Source organism: Xanthobacter luteus, from assembly GCF_040049235.1.
GTDB lineage: Bacteria > Pseudomonadota > Alphaproteobacteria > Rhizobiales > Xanthobacteraceae > Xanthobacter.
In genome coordinates, this window is sequence record NZ_JBDZDO010000001.1 from 1,433,266 (window position 1) to 1,450,859 (window position 17,594).

The 17,594-nt window shown below is 69.1% G+C and carries 15 protein-coding genes; 8 read left to right on the plus strand and 7 right to left on the minus strand.

The genetic code is table 11. The annotated features are described in order from the left end of the window. Nucleotides 1-12: 12 nt before the first annotated feature. Nucleotides 13-1,461 (minus strand): sodium:proton antiporter, encoded by a 1,449-nt coding sequence (locus ABLE88_RS07025; protein WP_348830720.1) that lies wholly within the window; start codon nucleotides 1,459-1,461, stop codon nucleotides 13-15. A 231-nt stretch (nucleotides 1,462-1,692) separates the two neighbouring features. Between ABLE88_RS07025 and leuS the strand changes: the two genes are divergently transcribed. The 4 genes from leuS (at nucleotide 1,693) to ABLE88_RS07045 (ending at nucleotide 6,487) form a co-directional block, all read left to right on the plus strand. Continuing rightward, entirely contained in the window at nucleotides 1,693-4,335 is a 2,643-nt protein-coding gene (gene leuS, locus ABLE88_RS07030) for a leucine--tRNA ligase (protein ID WP_348830721.1), read from the plus strand. Continuing rightward, nucleotides 4,322-4,987 carry an LPS assembly lipoprotein LptE gene (gene lptE / locus ABLE88_RS07035; protein WP_348830722.1) on the plus strand — a complete coding sequence of 222 codons (666 nt, stop codon included), beginning with the start codon at nucleotides 4,322-4,324 and terminating at the stop codon, nucleotides 4,985-4,987. Before leuS ends, lptE begins: the two co-directional genes overlap by 14 nt. Nucleotides 4,988-4,990: 3 nt before the next feature. Beyond that, nucleotides 4,991-6,028 carry a DNA polymerase III subunit delta gene (holA, locus tag ABLE88_RS07040; RefSeq protein WP_348830723.1) on the plus strand — a complete coding sequence of 346 codons (1,038 nt, stop codon included), beginning with the start codon at nucleotides 4,991-4,993 and terminating at the stop codon, nucleotides 6,026-6,028. A gap of 201 nt (nucleotides 6,029-6,229) precedes the next feature. Then, nucleotides 6,230-6,487 carry a DUF2798 domain-containing protein gene (locus ABLE88_RS07045; protein ID WP_348830724.1) on the plus strand — a complete coding sequence of 86 codons (258 nt, stop codon included), beginning with the start codon at nucleotides 6,230-6,232 and terminating at the stop codon, nucleotides 6,485-6,487. Between the two features lie 76 nt (nucleotides 6,488-6,563). On the opposite strand, the gene ABLE88_RS07050 is transcribed toward ABLE88_RS07045, so the two are convergent. The 4 genes from ABLE88_RS07050 to dnaG all read right to left on the minus strand — a co-directional run bounded on the left by ABLE88_RS07050 (nucleotide 6,564) and on the right by dnaG (nucleotide 12,829). Further along, the gene (locus tag ABLE88_RS07050; RefSeq protein WP_348830725.1) at nucleotides 6,564-7,127 is read right to left on the minus strand and encodes a type 1 glutamine amidotransferase domain-containing protein; all 564 of its coding nucleotides are present in this window, start codon (nucleotides 7,125-7,127) and stop codon (nucleotides 6,564-6,566) included. A 133-nt stretch (nucleotides 7,128-7,260) separates the two neighbouring features. Continuing rightward, nucleotides 7,261-8,550 (minus strand): DUF2254 domain-containing protein, encoded by a 1,290-nt coding sequence (locus ABLE88_RS07055; RefSeq protein ID WP_348830726.1) that lies wholly within the window; start codon nucleotides 8,548-8,550, stop codon nucleotides 7,261-7,263. 183 nt (nucleotides 8,551-8,733) lie between these two features. Next, complete coding sequence (gene rpoD / locus ABLE88_RS07060; RefSeq protein ID WP_348830727.1) at nucleotides 8,734-10,734, minus strand: RNA polymerase sigma factor RpoD; 2,001 nt, start codon at nucleotides 10,732-10,734, stop codon at nucleotides 8,734-8,736. Between the two features lie 187 nt (nucleotides 10,735-10,921). Next, on the minus strand, nucleotides 10,922-12,829 hold the full coding sequence (gene dnaG / locus ABLE88_RS07065) for a DNA primase (RefSeq protein WP_348830728.1): 1,908 nt from the start codon (nucleotides 12,827-12,829) through the stop codon (nucleotides 10,922-10,924). A gap of 154 nt (nucleotides 12,830-12,983) precedes the next feature. Here dnaG and ABLE88_RS07070 point away from each other — a divergent pair, with 154 nt between their 5' ends. From ABLE88_RS07070 to ABLE88_RS07080, 3 genes are all read left to right on the plus strand, one after another. Further along, nucleotides 12,984-13,277 (plus strand): BrnT family toxin, encoded by a 294-nt coding sequence (locus tag ABLE88_RS07070; RefSeq protein ID WP_348830729.1) that lies wholly within the window; start codon nucleotides 12,984-12,986, stop codon nucleotides 13,275-13,277. 4 nt (nucleotides 13,278-13,281) lie between these two features. Next, nucleotides 13,282-13,563 carry a BrnA antitoxin family protein gene (locus ABLE88_RS07075; RefSeq protein ID WP_348830730.1) on the plus strand — a complete coding sequence of 94 codons (282 nt, stop codon included), beginning with the start codon at nucleotides 13,282-13,284 and terminating at the stop codon, nucleotides 13,561-13,563. A gap of 119 nt (nucleotides 13,564-13,682) precedes the next feature. Then, nucleotides 13,683-15,101: an alanine/glycine:cation symporter family protein gene (locus tag ABLE88_RS07080; RefSeq protein ID WP_348830731.1), complete on the plus strand. Its 1,419-nt coding sequence runs from the start codon at nucleotides 13,683-13,685 to the stop codon at nucleotides 15,099-15,101. A 22-nt stretch (nucleotides 15,102-15,123) separates the two neighbouring features. Here the strand turns inward: ABLE88_RS07080 and ABLE88_RS07085 are convergent, their stop codons facing one another. Next, nucleotides 15,124-15,621, minus strand: a complete 498-nt coding sequence (locus ABLE88_RS07085) for a GatB/YqeY domain-containing protein (protein WP_510182858.1) — start codon at nucleotides 15,619-15,621, stop codon at nucleotides 15,124-15,126. Between the two features lie 220 nt (nucleotides 15,622-15,841). On the opposite strand from ABLE88_RS07085, the gene carA reads away from it, so the two are divergent. Next, complete coding sequence (gene carA / locus ABLE88_RS07090; RefSeq protein WP_348830733.1) at nucleotides 15,842-17,032, plus strand: glutamine-hydrolyzing carbamoyl-phosphate synthase small subunit; 1,191 nt, start codon at nucleotides 15,842-15,844, stop codon at nucleotides 17,030-17,032. Between the two features lie 63 nt (nucleotides 17,033-17,095). Here carA and ABLE88_RS07095 read toward each other — a convergent pair whose 3' ends face one another. Further along, complete coding sequence (locus ABLE88_RS07095) at nucleotides 17,096-17,545, minus strand: hypothetical protein (RefSeq protein ID WP_348830734.1); 450 nt, start codon at nucleotides 17,543-17,545, stop codon at nucleotides 17,096-17,098. Nucleotides 17,546-17,594 lie beyond the last annotated feature (49 nt).

Consider the following 17,594-nt stretch of genomic DNA (forward strand, 5'->3'; position numbering starts at 1 on the left):
GCCGCGCCCGCCTCAGAGGAAATAGAGGAACGTCAAAAGGATGAAGCCCGGCACCAGGAAGCCGACGGACCAGACCATGTAGCCGAAGAAGCTCGGCATCTTGACGCCGCGATGGCGGGCGATGGAGAGCACCATGAAGTTCGGCGCGTTGCCGATATAGGTGATGGCGCCCATGAACACGGCGCCGGCCGAGATCGCCTCCAGCGTCACCGCGAGCGGCCCCATCAGCTGGTGCGGATCGCCGCCGGCGAGATTGAAGAACACCAGATAGGTGGGGGCGTTGTCGAGGAAGGCCGAGAGCGCGCCGGTCAGCCAGAAGTACCACACGTTCACCGGCTGGCCGTCGGGTCCGGTCACCAGCGCCACCAGAGGCGAGAAGGCGCCGCGCTCGCCGGCCTTGAGGATGGCGATCACCGGGATGATGGTGAGGAAGATCGCGGCGAACAGCTTGGCGACCTCGCGGATCGGCTCCCAGTCGAAGCCGTTGCGCTCGCGCACGAGCCGCGGGGTGATGGCGAGCGAGGCCAGAGCGATGACGACGAGCAGCAGATCGCGCGCCACCCACTGCAGTTCCACATGGGTGCCGTACACGTCGAAGCTGATGCCCGGCTTCCACAGCGCCGACAGCAGGATGGCGCCGATGACGCCGCCGAGCAGCGCGAGGTTCTGCGCCCCGCGCAGGCCGACCCCCTCGGTATCGGGCGTCGGATCGCGGCGCAGCTTCAGGCCCTCTTCCTTGCGGTAGTAGAAATTGTCCAGCAGGAAGAAAGCGCCGAGCAGCAGCAGCACCATCACCGCCGTGTCGTGGAACAGATGGGTGGTGGTCCAGAAGAAGTTCACGCCCTTCAGGAAGCCGAGAAACAAGGGCGGGTCGCCGAGCGGGGTGAGCGAGCCGCCGATGTTGGAGACCAGGAAGATGAAGAACACCACGGTGTGCACGTTGTAGCGCCGCTCGTCATTGGCGCGCAGCAGCGGGCGGATCAGCACCATCGAGGCGCCGGTGGTGCCGATCAGGCTCGCCAGCACCGTGCCCACGGCGAGGATCGCCGTGTTGGTCACCGGGCTGCCGTGCAGGTTGCCGGTCACCAGGATGCCGCCCGAGACGGTGAACAGCGCGAACAGCAGGATGATGAAGGGGATGTATTCCAGCAGCGCGGTGTGCACCACCTCGTGCGCGGTGGCGGAAGCGCCGTAGCTGAGCGCGAACGGGATGGCGAAGGCGAGGCCCCAGAACAGCGCCACCTTGCCGTAATGATGGTGCCAGAAATGCCCCGCCAGCAGCGGGAACAGGGCGATGGACAGCAGCATGCCGGCGAACGGCAGCGCCCAGAGCGGCGACAGCGTCGCCCCGTCGAGGGCGGGCAGGCCGGCGGCGAGGGCGCCCGAAGTTCCGCCGATGAGGAGGACAGCCGCGCCGGCAAGCCCGAGACAAGACCTGGCACACCGCCGCACCGCTGTCATTTGCCAACCTCTGTGATTTCCGAGCGTTGCCATGTGATGGACGATAGGGCCGCCGGTGGCAAGGGCGGCCGGCCGGGAACCGGCGCGCCGGCGCGCCGGTGCCAGCCTTGCCCCCGCCGCCGGGACCGCGCCTCCCGCGTCCGAACGCCACCGCACCGCGACCGCGGCACCATTGACCGCGGCGCCGGTTTCTGTCCAAGTGCCGCCGCGTTTCGATCCCAGCACAAGATGATGAGCCAAGAACCCACACCGGAGCGGGCAAGCGACCGCTACAACGCCCGCGAGATAGAGCCCCGCTGGCAGAAGATCTGGAAGGAGCGCGGCGTCTTCCGCACGCGCAACGACGATCCGCGCCCGAAATTCTACGTGCTCGAGATGTTCCCCTATCCGTCGGGGCGCATCCATATCGGCCACGGGCGCAACTACGTCATGGGCGACGTGCTGGCGCGCTACAAGCGCATGGCCGGCTTCAACGTGCTGCACCCCATGGGCTGGGACGCCTTCGGCCTGCCGGCCGAGAACGCCGCCATCGAGCGCGGCATCCATCCGAAGGCCTGGACCTACGAGAACATCGCCGCCATGCGCGAGCAGCTCCAGCTGCTCGGCCTCTCGCTCGACTGGGACCGCGAGATCGCCACCTGCGATCCCTCCTATTACGTGGAGCAGCAGCGCATCTTCCTCGACTTCCTCGAGGCCGGCCTTGCCTATCGCAAGGAGAGCGAGGTCAATTGGGACCCGGTGGACAACACCGTGCTCGCCAACGAGCAGGTGATCGACGGCCGCGGCTGGCGCTCTGGCGCCGTGGTGGAGCGGCGCAAGCTCTCCCAGTGGTTCTTCCGCATCACCCATTTCGCCCAGGAGCTGCTGGACGCCATCGACACCCTCGACCGCTGGCCCGAGAAGGTGCGCCTCATGCAGCGCAACTGGATCGGCCGCTCGGAAGGGCTCGAGGTGCTGTTCGAGTTCGCGAAGGGATCGCCGGGCGTGGACCCCGCCGTGAAGGTCTACACCACCCGCCCGGACACGCTCTACGGCGCCGCCTTCCTCGCGCTCTCGCCCGATCATCCGCTGGCCCGGCGCCTCGCCGCCGGCAACACCGCGCTCGCCGACTTCATCGCCCTGTGCAAAAAGGGCGGCACCTCGGCCGAGGAGGTCGAGACCCAGGAGAAGATGGGCTTCGACACCGGGCTCAAGGTGGTGCACCCGCTGGACGACAAGCGCACCGTGCCGGTCTATGTCGCCAACTTCGTGCTCATGGACTACGGCACCGGCGCCATCTTCGGCTGCCCGGCCCACGACCAGCGCGACCTCGACTTCGCCCGCAAATACGGCCTGCCGGTGGTGCCCGTGGTGCTGCCGCCGGACGCGGACGCCGGCGCGTTCGCCATCGGCGACGTGGCCTATGACGGCGACGGCACGCTGATCAATTCCGGCTTCCTGGACGGCATGAGCGTTCCCGACGCCAAGGAGGCGGTGGCGCGGCGCCTGGAGCGATTCCGCGTCGGCCACGAGCCCCAGGGCACGCGCAAGGTGAATTTCCGCCTGCGCGACTGGGGCATATCGCGCCAGCGCTATTGGGGCTGCCCGATCCCGGTGATCCATTGCGAGAGCTGCGGGCCGGTGGGCGTGCCGCGCGAGGAGCTGCCGGTGCGGCTGCCGGAGGACGTCGCCTTCGACCGCCCCGGCAACCCGCTCGACCGCGCCAAGGCCTGGCGCGACGTCGCCTGCCCCAAATGCGGTAAGCCGGCCCGGCGCGAGACCGACACCATGGACACGTTCGTGGATTCGTCCTGGTACTTCCTGCGCTACGCCTCCGACAACGCCCAGCAGCCGCTGGACAAGGCCGCGGTCGGCCACTGGCTGCCGGTGGACCAGTATATCGGCGGCATCGAGCACGCGATCCTGCATTTGCTCTATTCGCGCTTCTTCACGCGGGCGCTGAAGGCGTGCGGACGGGTGGACCTGGAGGAGCCGTTCGCCGGCCTCTTCACCCAGGGCATGATCGTCCACGAGACCTACAAGGACCAGGACGGCAAGTGGCTGTTCCCGGAAGAGGTGAAGGTGCTCGGCAACGGCAAGGCGGTGAAGATCGCGGACGGCAGCACCGTCGCCGTCGCGCCGCCGGAGAAGATGTCCAAGTCGAAGCGCAACGTGGTGGCCCCCGAGGCCGTGGCGGACACCTACGGCGTCGACTGCGCCCGCTGGTTCATGCTCTCCGACACCCCGCCCGAGCGCGACAGCGAGTGGACCCAAGGCGGCATCGAGGGCGCCTGGCGCTTCGTGCAGCGCATCTGGCGCCTGGTGAACGAGGCGATCGAGCTCGGCGCCCCGGCGGCGACCAGCCGCCCCGACGCGTTCGGCGATCCGGCGCTGGCGCTGCGCCGTGCCGCCCACGGCCTCGCCGCCCAGGTGGCGGACGATGTGGAGCGCCTGCGCTTCAACGTGGCGGTGGCCCATGTCTACGAGTTCGCCAACGCCTTCGCTTCGGCGGTCGCGGCCGCGCGTGGATCCGCGCCGGTGCCGGCGGACCTCGCTTACGCCCTGCGCGAGGCGGCGGAGATCGCGGTTCTGGTGATCGCCCCCATGACCCCGCACCTCGCCGAGGAATGCTGGGCCGCGCTCGGCCATGACGGTCTGGTGGCCGAGGCCGGATGGCCGCGGGTGGATGCGGCGCTGCTGCGCCGGGATACCGTCACCTTGCCGATTCAGATCAATGGCAAGAAGCGCGACGACATCGTCGTGCCGCGCGAGGCCACCACCGCCGAGGTGGAGGAAGCCGTGCTGAAACTCGAAAGTGTGCGCAGGGCCCTCGACGGGCGCGCGCCGAAGCGTATCATTGTGGTGCCGCAGAGGATCGTGAATGTGGTCGCCTGACACCAAGCACGGCGGAGACCGGATGGCGCGCCATCCGCGCTCCGCGACAGCGAAGGACCAAGCCGGCCGCGCCGATCCCGGTGCGCGCGGGCCTGCGGGGCTGATTGCGCGCCTCGCCGTGGTGGGCCTGCTCTCGGGCGCGCTCGCCGGATGCTTCCAGCCGCTCTATGCGGAGAGCAACACCACCGCCGGTCCTTCGCTCATGGACAACATGCGCGAGGTCGAGATCGTCCAGATCCAGGGCCGGATCGGCAACGAGCTGCGCAACGATCTGATCTTCGCCCTCACCGGCGGGGAGGGCAATCCCAAGCACGTGCCCTACCAGATGATCATCTCGGTGCAGTCCTCGGTCGCCTCGGCGATCGTGAACTCGGGCTCCGGCCTGCCGGAGAACCAGATCGTCCGCGTCACCGGCAACTGGAAGCTGGTGAAGAGCGGCGACGAGAAGAAGACGCCGGTGGTGGAAGGCTCGGCGTCCGGCAGCGGCACCATCGACGTGAGCGACCAGCGCTACGCCAATTATGCCGCCACGCGCGACGCCGAGAACCGCGCCGCCCGCGTGGTCGCGGACCAGATCAAGGCGCAGATCGCCGCCTATTTCATCCGCAAGAAGGCCAATCCCGGGGCCGAAACCAAGGCCCAGGGCAGCTAGCCCATGGTCGCCGTGCGGCCGGGCGACGCGGACACGGCGCTCGCCCGGCGGGACCCCGCAAAGCAGGTGGTCCTCATCTTCGGGCCCGACATGGGGCTGGTGCGCGAGCGCGCCGCCGCCTTGGTGCGCCGCGCCATCCCCGACACCGCCGACCCGTTCGCTTTGGTGCGCCTCGACGGCGACGAGCTCGCCGCCGATCCGCGGCGGCTCGTGGACGAGACCCGCACCATCGGTTTGTTCGGCGGCGAGCGGGTGATCTGGGTGCGCGCCGGCACCCGCAACATCGTGCCCGCCCTCGCCCCGGTCCTGGCGGAGCCGGCCGGCGCCCTGGTGGTGGTGGAGGCCGGCGACCTCAAGCGCGGCGCGCCGCTGCGGGCCGCCTGCGAGACCTCGCCCCATGCCCTCGCCATCGCCTGCTACGCCGACGGCGAGCGCGACCTCGCGCGCCTCGTGGACACCATGCTGGGCGAAGCCGGCCTTGCCATCGACCCGGACGCGCGCGAGCTTCTGGTTTCGCTCATCGGCGGCGACCGCCTCGCCTCGCGTGGCGAGATCGCCAAGCTGGCGCTCTACGCCCAGGGCGCCAAGCGGGTGAGCGCGGCGGACGTGCGCGCCATCGTCGGCGACGCCTCCGCCCTCGCTTTGGACGACGTGGTGGACGCGGCTCTGGCGGGCGAGACGAGGGACGCGGTCGCGGCGCTCGCCAAGGCGTTCGGCGCGGCGACCCGGCCGGACGCGGTGCTGGGGGCCCTGCTGCGGGCGCTCGCGAGCCTGCACCAGATGGCGCTCCAGGTGGAGGCGGGCTCCACCGTGGAACGGGTGATCGAGGGCGCGCGGCCGCAGGTTCATTTCTCCCGCAAGCCCAAGCTCATGGCGGCGCTCCGCGCGCTGCCCGCCGGGCGCATCCTCAAGGCCATGCTGGCGGTGGACGAGGCGGTGCTCGCGGCGCGGCGCAATGCGAGCCTTGCCGAGGCCCTGTGCGAGCGCACCGTGCTCCAGGTGGCGCAGCAGGCGGCGGCGGGACGCCGGCGGGGACGGTAGGAAGAGCCGCGCCATCCCCCGCGCCCCGGGCGACGGCTCCCTTGACGCCGCCGGGCGGATATGCGTTAAGCGGCGCGCATGGCCTTCGGGCCGCGCCGTAAGCGTCCGACGTCAGGCAACGCATCCAACCCGGTCCCAGGCCGGCCGGATGCGTCAGACGATCCGGACCCGCCGGGACCATCCGTGACAAGGATGGCCCTCATGGCCCCTTCCAAATTTTCCCGCAAGCTGCCGGCGCGCTATGCCGGCATCGTCATGCCGCTCGTGCTGTCGGTGCTGATGACCTTCGTGGTCTCGGCCATTGCCACCGCGCGCAGCCTGGGGCTCGGCCCCGATTTCATGAGCACCTGGCCCACCGCCTGGGGCCTCAGCTGGGTCGTCGCCTTTCCAACCCTGCTGCTGGTGCTGCCGGTGGTGCGCCGCATCGTCGGCTTCCTGGTGGAGGCGCCGGCGCGCTGACCCAACGGGAAAGGCGGTCGCAGACCGCCTTTCGCCGCGCGGGAGCACGGTGCTCATCCCCACCATCGCCCGGCGCTCACGCCGTGCGGCCCTGGTGCCGGCCTTCGCGGACTTCCTCGACGATTATGGCGCAGAAGGCCTCCAGATCGTCCGGCTTGCGGGCGGTGACGAGGCCATTGTCGGTCACCACCGCGGCGTCCTCCCATTGCGCGCCGGCATTGACCGCGTCGGTGCGGATCGAATGATAGGAGGTCATGCGCCGACCCTTGGCGATGCCGGCTTCCACCAGCAGCCGCGGCCCGTGGCACACCGCCGCCACGGTCTTGCCGACGTCATGGAAGGCCTTCACCAGCTTCACCGCCGCGGGCTCCGCGCGCAGCAGGTCGGGATTGATCTGGCCGCCCGGTACGACGATGGCGTCGTAGTCGGCCTCGCGCGCCTCCGCGAGCGGCCGGTCGACCTTCACCGGGCGGCCCCAGTCCTTCTTGTCCCAGCCATTGATCTCGCCGCGTTCCGGCGACACCACCTCCACCACGGCTCTCGCCTGTTTCAGGCGCTCGCGCGGCACTTCGAGTTCGGACTGCTCGAAGCCGTTGGTGGCGAGAATGAGAATGCGCTTGCCATCCAAGGGACCGGGCATGTCTGGCTCCGTGATCTGGGGTGTGCCAGATCAATGACGACACGCCGGGATCGTTCCCGGCAAATCTCGCGCGAGCGTCCACCCCGCGCGCCTTCGCTACGCTCCGGCGGATGCCTGCGGCACCAGATGCCGCTCAGCCGACGTCGAGCCCGCCCCACCCCGCTTCCACCGTCGCGCGCAGGCGGACCCGGTCGGCCTCGATCGGCAGCGCGGCATCGGCCCGGAGCAGGGCCAGCTCCGCCTGCCGGCGCGCCGCCGCGCGAAAGTCGGCGTCGCCGACACGGCAGAGGGCGGCGAGCACCTTCTGAATGCGCAGCTGCACCTCGATCATCGCCGCCCCGTCGCGGGCGATGAGCATGAAGGCGTCCTCGAACAGGTCGTCGGAGCGGAGCGGCGAAACCCGCACCCCGGGAAACCGGATGTCGTCATCGGAGGGGGGCGTGCTTCCCTGCGCCCACAGGCTCAGAAGCCGGGTGGCGCGGCCGATGACGTCGATCGCCGTGCCGTAGTCGTTGACGGCCGGCGAGAGCGCCCGGCACGCAATCTCGCTCAGCACCGCCAGACCGAAGCGCGGGTCCTGGTCGAAATTGCGTTCGCTGCCCAGGGAGAAGGCGCGTCGGACGGCCTCGGTCGCGTGCTCGATCTCCCCTGCGTCGGAGAACCGCGAATCGATGAAGGCCACGGGCGTGCGGGCGGCGACGAAGGAGCCGGGAAGGGCCGCCACATGGATGCAGCCGTCGCGCCGCTCGCTGCAACCTTGCAGCGCCCCCATGTCCACGTGCTGAACATAGCCTATGACTTCGGCGAAGACCGGCACCGCCCGCGCCGGCGGCTCGAACGGCGGAGCGGCGGCCGGCCGGCCGCCCAGATAGGGCGCGGCGAGCCGTGCCTCGATCGCCGCGCGGGTCGCGCATTCGACCCGCTCGGTGGTCTCGCCCACGCGGCCGAGGCGGGTCAGGTGGTCGATCCAGCGCAGGAGCGTCACGACGATGAGAATGATGACGCCGATGGTGACCACGAACAGCACGACGCGGCCGCGCTCCCCGTATACCCCGGTCTTGAGGACGACGATGCCGACGATGCTGAACAGGAACGAGCCGATGAAGGTGGACAGCACGTTCTGGGTGACGCGGTCCTCCATCAGCAGGCGGGTGGCGCGGGGCGTCACGTTGCTGGTGGCCGAGCCGTAGGCGGACGTCATCACGCTGAGGGAGAAGGTGGTCACCGCCAGCATTGAGGAGGCGATGATGTTGAGGATGCCGTCCACCGCATCCGAACCGATGGAGCCCGGCAGCTGCCAGGGAATGTAAGTTTCCGCCACCGCTGCCACCATGGCCGCGGCCACGCCCAGCAAGCCGATGAGGCTGGCGCGCACCCACAGGCGCCGCGCCAGGTTCTTGAAGATCCATTCCCACCGAGACATCGATCTCGCCCTCAGCGCGCCGCCGCGGCCGTCTCGGCCAGGGTGCAGCTTGCCTTCAGAGCCCAAACGCCCGCGCGGGCGATTGGTTCGAGACCGCGGCGCGGCGGCTCGCCCCTGCGGCGGCGGCGGCAAAAAGAAAAGGCGGCCCTGGGGCCGCCTTTCCGGTCTGCCTCGCGCCGGGCTTCAGTTGTCGAGGAAGCTCCGCAGCTTGCGGCTGCGGCTCGGATGCTTGAGCTTGCGGAGCGCCTTGGCCTCGATCTGGCGGATGCGCTCGCGCGTCACCGAGAATTGCTGGCCCACTTCTTCCAGCGTGTGGTCGGTGTTCATGCCGATGCCGAAGCGCATGCGCAGCACCCGCTCCTCGCGCGGGGTCAGCGAGGCCAGCACCCGCGTGGTGGTCTCGCGCAGGTTGGACTGGATCGCCGCGTCGATGGGCAGGATGGCATTCTTGTCCTCGATGAAGTCGCCGAGGTGCGAATCTTCCTCGTCGCCGATGGGCGTTTCGAGGGAGATGGGCTCCTTGGCGATCTTCAGCACCTTGCGCACCTTTTCGAGGGGCATGCCGAGCTTCTCGGCCAGTTCCTCGGGGGTCGGCTCGCGGCCGATCTCGTGCAGCATCTGCCGCGAGGTGCGCACGATCTTGTTGATGGTCTCGATCATGTGCACCGGGATGCGGATGGTCCGCGCCTGGTCGGCGATCGAGCGGGTGATCGCCTGCCGGATCCACCAGGTGGCGTAGGTGGAGAATTTGTAGCCGCGCCGGTACTCGAACTTGTCCACCGCCTTCATCAGGCCGATGTTGCCCTCCTGGATCAGGTCCAGGAACTGCAGGCCGCGGTTGGTGTATTTCTTGGCGATGGAAATGACGAGGCGCAGGTTGGCCTCCACCATTTCCTTCTTCGCCTGGCGGGCTTCCTTCTCGCCCTTCTGCACCATCTGGACGATCTTGCGGAACTCGGAGATTTCGAGCCCGGTCTCGGTCGCGAGACCATGGATATCGCCGCGCAGATCCTTGATCATCTCCTTCTCGTGAGCGACGAAGCCCTTCCAGCCCTTGGAGCCGAGCTTGGAGACGCGCAGCACCCACTTCGGGTCGAGCTCGGAGCCCATATATTGCTTGAGGAAGTCGTCGCGGGCGACGCCGTAGCTGTCGGCGAGGCGCAGCAGGCGGCCCTCCAGGCCCACGAGGCGCTTGTTGATCTCGTAGAGCTGCTCCACCAGGGCGTCGATGCGCTGCTGGTTGAGCGAGAGGGACTTCACGTCGGTGACGAGGTCCTCCTTCAGCTTCTTCGCCTTGCGCTCCTGCGCCGGGGAGAGCGTCTCGTTCTTCAGCTTCGATTCGACGTTCTGGTCCTGCAGGCGCCGCAGCTTGGTGTAGGAGGAGGCGATGCGGTCGAAGGTCTCCACCACCTTCGGCTTGATCTCCGCCTCCATGGCGGCGAGCGACATGGAATTTTCCATATCGTCCTCGTCGCCCTCGGGGCCGGCGCCGTCGCCGAGCAGGCCGTCCTCGCCCGCCTCGGGGGCGAGCGCGGCCTCGTCGCCGATGGCGGCGGGCGGGTTCTTGCCCTCGGGGCCGGCATAGGTGGCCTCGAGGTCGATGATGTCGCGCAGCAGCACGCGGCCCTCGGTGAGCTCGTCGCGCCAGATGATGATCGCCTGGAAGGTGAGCGGGCTCTCGCAGAGCCCGGCGATCATCGCCTCGCGGCCGGCCTCGATGCGCTTGGCGATGGCGATCTCGCCCTCGCGGGACAGCAGCTCGACCGACCCCATCTCGCGCAGATACATGCGCACCGGATCGTCGGTCCGCTCGGCCGGCTCCGACTTGGTCTCCGAGCGCGCCACCGCGCGCGGCGAGGCCTCGGCGAGCTCGCCGCTCTCGGGCTCCTCCGGCTCGTCGGCGGTCTCGCCTTCCTCGGCGCTCTCCTCGGTCTCGGCCTCCTCGGCCTCGATCACGTTGATGCCCATGTCGTTGAGCATCGCCAGGGTGTCCTCGATCTGCTCCGAGGTCACCTCCTCGGAGGGCATCACCTCGTTGAGCTGCTCGTAGGTCACGTATCCACGGCGCTTGGCGTTCTTGATCATCTTCCGGACGGCCGCGTCCGAGAGGTCGAGCAGCGGCCCGTCGGGCGCCTCGCTCTCCTTCTCCGGAGCTTCGGTCGTCTCGGCAGACTGCTTCGCCATGGACTTCTCCTGCTGATCTCGCCGGCTAGAAACGACAAGACGGCGGCGCGGCCCCTCGGCCTCACCACCTTTTGCCTTCGCACCCGGGAGCGGCCTTTTCGTCGCCATCCCGTTAAACCAGCCTGAACACGCATCCAACCCCCATGGTCGGAGCGGCAGACTTCCTTCGACTATCCAGAGGACGGTTTCACACCGAGCGCGCCGACGCGCGGCCCGAGGAAGCGCCAAATCCCTCCACCAATGCCTCCGTGCCCTCGATCGCCGAAAGGCGCTCGCGCACGTCGCAAAGCCAAGCAAAATTCTGTTCGCTGGGGTCCTCCCCCAGGGCGCGCTCGGCTTCCCTCAGCTCCCTAGATAGCGCGTGAGCCTTGCGATGCAAGGCCGTGCGCTGGTGCCACCAGAGCCGGACATCGGCCGGGGCGGTATCATTGTAAGCTGGCCAGTCGTGCCGGGGATCGGCAAGCGCGCCCACCCGCCGCGCCAGGGCCTCGATGTCCGCCTCGCCGAGGCGCGCCGCGAGGGCCTGCGCGTCGAAGCCCTGGAGATGGGTTTCCAGCAGCAGCCGGCGCAGGCGGTCGGCATCGGGGTTGGCGAGCGGCAGGCTCGCCACCTCTTCCGAGGCCTCGTCCAGAAGGAAGGGATGATTGATGAGGCAGAACAGCAGCAGTGCCTCGTTGCGCGGCAAGGCGGCCATCGGGCCGCGCACCAGGGCGCTCATGGCGATCTCGCCGCCGCGCGGCACCAGCGGCGCCTCGCGGGGGGCAAAGCGTCCGCCCCGGCTGCCATCGCGCCGCTGGAAGGCGCCCGGGCGGGCGCCGCCGCCGGCCGGCGCGATCAGCGCCCGGAACCGCTCGGACAGGTCCTGGGCGTAATGTTTGCGCACCGTCTCGTCGGCGATGGCGGCGACCACCTCCTTGAGCCGCGCCTCGAGCGCCGCCCGGCGCTCCGGCGTGTCGAGGGAGGCCGCCTCGCTTTCGCGCGCCCACAATTCGGCGGCCAGCGGGCGCGCCTGGGCCAGCACCTCGGCCATGGCGTCCGGGCCGGAGCGGCGGATCAGGTCGTCGGGGTCCTGCCCTTCGGGAAGGCTGGCGAAGGACAGGCTGCGCCCGGCCTTCAGATGCGGCAGCGCCAGGTCGATGGCCCGGTGGGCGGCGCGCCGGCCGGCCTTGTCGCCGTCGAACAGCAGCACCGGCTCGTCCGCCATGCGCCAGAGCAGTTGGAGCTGCTCCTCGGTGAGCGCGGTGCCGAGTGGGGCGACGGTGGCCGAAAAGCCCGCCTCCACCATGGCGATCACGTCCACATAGCCTTCCACGGCGATCACGCGGGCGCTCTTCTGGGCCGCGGCGCGGGCGGAAAAGCCGTTATAGAGCAGCGCGCCCTTGTGGAAGAGCGTGGTCTCGGGGGAGTTGAGGTATTTGGCGGGAACGTCCTTCTCCAGCGCCCGCCCGCCGAACGCCACCACGCGGCCCTTCATGTCGGTGATGGGGAACATCACCCGGTCGCGGAAGCGGTCGAAGGGGACCGGGATGTCGTCGCCGGAGACCAGCAGACCGGTCTCGACCATGTCCTCGGTCGAAACGCCGAGCTTGCCGAGCGCCTCCTTCAGGTGGAAGCGGTCGGGCGCGGCATAGCCGAGGCGGAAGCGCTGCTGGGTGAGCGGGCCGAGGCCGCGGTCGGCGAGATAGCCGCGCGCCTTGGCGCCGAGGCGGGACTGGAGCGTCTCCTCGAAATGGCGCGCGGCGAGCTCCATCACCTCGTGGAGGGTGCGCCGGCGCTCTTCCTTCGCCGCCGCCTCGGGGCTCGCCTGGGGCACCTGGAGGCCGGCCATGGACGCGAGCCGCTCCACCGCCTCGGCGAACGGCAGCCCTTCCGTCTCCATCAGGAAGGCGAACACGTCGCCGTGCTTGCCGGAGGAGAAGCAGTGGTAGAAGCCCTTCTGGTCGTTGACGAAGAAGGAGGGCGTCTTCTCCGCGTTGAAGGGCGAGAGGCCGGCGAACTCGCGCCCCTGCTTCTTCAGCTTCACGCGCCGGCCCACCACCTCCGATACCGGCAGGCGGGCTCTGATCTCGTCGAGGAACGAGGGCGGGAAGCGCATAGGATCAGTCTAGCACGGCTCGGCGGCGGGGTTGACAAATTACGTTTGTATATACAGATTGGAATGCGATCGCTCTGCCACCTGAAAAACAATCCCAGCGTGTAATCCAACGGCGCCAGGATTATTCTAGCCCTACTGTGGCGGGGGCGGGGCGATGGACTGGAGAACGGTCCACTTCGAGTGGGACGAGGCGAAGAACGCGCGGAACGAAGCGAAGCACGGCATGGGGCTCGTGCATGTCTCTGACATGATGAGAAGCGAGCGCCTCCTGCATTTCCGCTCAGACAGAAACGGCGAGGAAAGGCATGTCGCAGTCCTTAAAATCAACGACGTCTTCTTCTCGGTCGTCTTCACTTGGCGCGGCGAAAAAGTCCGCATCATCTCAGCGCGCCGAGCGCGAGACGAAGAGCGGCGCCGCTACCAATTCGTATTTGAACGCGGCAGGTGAGACGGTGAGGTCGGATATCGACTGGGCGCGCCTGCGCGCCATGACGGACGAGGAGATCGAGCAGGCGGCACGCTCCGATCCCGACTGGGAGGGCCTGCTGGACCTTGAGGGATGGACCATGGAGGTCGTGGTCCCGCCGAAGAAGGCGCCGATCTCGATCCGCCTCGACGCGGACGTGCTGGCCTTCTTCAAGGCCTCGGGCCGCGGCTACCAGAAGCGCATCAACGCCGTGCTGCGCGCCTTCATGGACGCGGCCGCGGCGCGCGGCGGCAAAGGCGAGGCGTGAGCGGGCCGCCCGTCCCCGCAATCCACAGCCCTTGCCCGCAACGCGGCCCCCCGAATTCCGATGGACATATGCAAGCCACGCTCTAGCCTGGGTTTTCAACCTATCCGGGCTGGGGCGCCATGGACGCGATCATCGACTTCCTGAATACCGTCTTCTGGGGGTATGTCCTCATTTACGGGCTGCTCGCTGTCGGCATCTATTTCACGCTCCGGCTCCGGTTCCTCCAGATCCTCCATTTCCCCGAAATGCTGCGCTCGGTGCTGCGGGCGAACGAGACCGACAAGTCGGGCATCACCCCGTTCCAGGCGCTGTGCACCTCGCTCGCCTCGCGGGTGGGCACCGGCAACATCGCCGGCGTCGCCGTGGCGCTGGCGCTCGGCGGGCCGGGCGCGATCTTCTGGATGTGGATGGTGGCCTGCGTCGGCATGGCCACCGCCTTCGCCGAGAGCACGCTGGCCCAGCTCTACAAGGTGAAAGACGACGAGGGGCGCTATCGCGGCGGACCCGCTTTCTACATCTCCGCCGGGCTGAAGGCGCCGTGGGCGGGGGCGATCTTCTCGGTCTGCCTGATCCTGTCGTTCGGGCTGGTGTTCAATGCGGTGCAGGCCAATTCCATCGCCGACGCCATGGAAGGCGCGTTCGGATTGCCCAAGATCGCCACCGGGCTCGCGGTGGCGGCGCTGTCGGGGGTCATCATCTTCGGCGGCATCGCCACCATCGCGCGCACCGCCGAGATCGTCGTGCCGTTCATGGCGGCGGGCTATGTGGGCCTCGCTTTGTTCGCCTTGGTGACCCATATCGGCGAGGTGCCCGGGATACTGGCGCTGATCGTGCGCAGCGCCTTCGGCCTCGAGCCGGCGGCAGGCGGGGTGGCGGGCTCAGTGGCCGCCGCCATGCTCAACGGGGTCAAACGCGGCCTGTTCTCCAACGAGGCCGGCATGGGCAGCGCGCCGAACATCGCCGCCGTCGCCACCCCCGATCCGCACCATCCGGTGAGCCAGGGCTTCGTGCAGTCGCTGGGCGTGTTCATCGACACCATCGTCATCTGCACCGCCACCGCCTTGCTGATCCTGCTCTCGGGCGTGTTCCAGCAGGGCACCGGCCTCACCGGCACCCAGCTCACCCAGGCGGCGCTGGAAGCCCATATCGGCTGGGCGGGGCGCTATTTCGTGGCGGTGGCGATCTTCTTCTTCGCCTTCACCTCCATCATCGGCAACTACTCCTATGCCGAGGGCGCGCTGGTGTTCCTCGGCCACGGCCACACCGCCGGCGTGGTGGGGCTGCGCCTTGCCTTGCTCGCCATGGTGGTGTGGGGATCGCTGCAGAACGTCGCCACGGTGTTCAACGCGGCGGACGCCTCCATGGGGCTGATGGCCTCCATCAACCTGGTCGCCATCGTGCTGCTGTCGGGCGTGGTGGTGCGGCTGACCCGGGACTATCTGGCCAAGCGCAAAGCGGGCCAGGAGCCCATGTTCCTCGCCTCCGAGATGCCGGACCTCACCGACGGCGTCGACAAGAGCATCTGGAGCCGCCGCTGAGGCCGGCGCGCCGGGGAGCGGCTCACCCCGCGGTGAGCTGCTCCTTGACCCACTGCGAGGCCTTGCCGAAGTCGATGGCGCCGGCAAATCGCTCCTTCAGCACCGCCATGGTGCGGCCCATGTCCTTGATGCCACTCGCGCCGATCTCGGCGATCACCTTCTTGATCTCGGCCCGGGTCTCGGCCTCCGAGAGCTGGGCCGGCAGGAAGGCCTTGATGTAGCCGATCTCCTCGCGCTCCTGCGCGGCGAGCTCGGGGCGGCCGCCCTCGTCGTAGATCTTGGCGCTCTCGTCGCGCTGCTTGATCATCTTGGCGAGCAGCGCGCGCAATTCGTCGTCGGTCAGCGGGTCCTTGCCGTGGCCGCGCTGCTCGATGTCGCGGTCCTTGAGGGCCGCATTGATGAGGCGCAGCGTCGAGGTGCGCCGCTTGTCCTGCGCCTTCTGCGCCTCTTTCAGCGCGGCGTTGATGTCGTCACGAAGCACGTGGAAACCTCTGTCGAATTGGAATGGATCGGCCGGCATCGGGAGGTCCGGAGCGAGCGTCATCTGGAAAGCGGCACCGGACGGAAAGCCCTCCCGCCGCCCGAGCCGTGGGGCCAGATGGCGCCGCCTGCGGCACGCGCCGCGCTTTCATCCTCTCCCCGGCCGCAGGGGCGGGACCGGGATGCCTCGCTATCCGGCGCGCTGCGCCCATCGCACATCCCTTTGACCCCGCGGCGGCCGATGACTATGTAAGCGTCCCATGACCCTCGAACAAGTCCATTCCGGCTGGGCGGAGCCCACCCCTACGGCCGTGCTGGTGCTCGCCGACGGCACCGTGCTCCATGGCCACGGCATCGGCGCGGAAACCCAGCTCGCCGGCGAGGTGTGCTTCAACACCGCCATCACCGGCTATGAGGAGATCCTCACCGATCCCTCCTATGCCGGGCAGATCATCACCTTCACCTTCCCGCACATCGGCAATGTGGGAACCAACGAAGAGGACATCGAGACGGTCTCCATGGCCGCCTCGTCCGGGGTGCGCGGCGTGGTGCTGCGCACCGACGTGACCCAGCCGTCGAACTACCGCGCCACGCGCCATTTCGACCAGTGGCTGAAGGCGCGCGGCATTCCCGGCATCACCGGCATCGACACCCGCGCCCTCACGGCGCTGATCCGCGACAAGGGCATGCCCAATGCGGTCATCGCCCACCGCGCCGACGGCGTGTTCGACATCGAGGCGCTGAAGGCGGAGGCCCGCGCGTGGCCCGGCCTGGTGGGCATGGACCTGGTGCCCGGCGTCACCGCGCCCCAGCGATTCGGCTGGGACGAGGCGCCGTGGGAATGGGGCACCGGCTACCACCGCAAGGACGACGGCAAGTACCACGTGGTCGCCGTCGACTATGGCGTGAAGCGCAACATCCTGCGGCTGCTGGTGGGCGCCGGCTGCAAGATCACCGTGGTGCCCGCCACCACCTCGGCCGAGGAGATCCTGGCGCTGAAGCCGGACGGCGTGTTCCTCTCCAACGGCCCGGGCGATCCGGCGGCGACCGGGGAATATGCGGTGCCGGTGATCCGCACGCTGATCGAGAAGGGGGTGCCGACCTTCGGCATCTGCCTCGGCCACCAGATGATCGGCCTCGCCGTCGGCGGACGCACCCTGAAGATGCACCAGGGCCACCACGGCGCGAACCATCCGGTGAAGGACCTCACCACCGGCAAGGTGGAGATCACCTCCATGAACCACGGCTTCGCCGTGGACCGCGGCAGCCTGCCGGCCAACGCCGTGGAGACCCACGTCTCGCTGTTCGACGGCTCGAATGCGGGGCTGGCGCTCGCCGACAAGCCGGTGTTCTCGGTGCAGTACCACCCGGAGGCGAGCCCCGGCCCGCGCGACAGCCATTATCTGTTCGCGCGCTTCGTGGAGATGATGGGCAAGCGCAAGGCGGCGTGAGGCGCCGGGCCGGCCGTGCGGCCCAAAACCACTCCCCGCCCGCGGGAAGGGCGGCGGCGCCCGTCAGCTCGTCACCACCGAGGTCCAGACCCCCGCCTCGGTGAGGCAGGCGGCGCCGCGGGCGATCTGCGGGCGGTTGTCGATATAGATGGTGTGGGAATAGTCGCGGCAGCTCTTGTAGCCGGGCCGCACATAGGCCGGGCCGGCGATCACCGTGCCGCGGGCGCCGTCCTCGCCCTTCCAGCCGACCGGATAGCCGGGGCCGCCGGTCTCGAGCGCGGCGATCTCCGCCTCGTAGGCGCGCTGGCGGTCGCCGGCGGCGAGACCGTTGCCCACCGTGCCGCCGATCAGGCCGCCGGAAACCGCGCCGCTCATCACCGGCGCCATGGGCAGCGCCACATTGGCGGTCGAGGTCTTCAGCGCGCCGCCGGGATCGGTGGCGCAGCCCGCGAGCAGTGCCGCAAGCGCCAGCGCGGCGAGCGGAACGGACGGAACGACCAGACGCAGGGCCATTGGACGGGCGAGCCTTTGGGACGAGCGAGCCTTCGACGGGAACGCACGG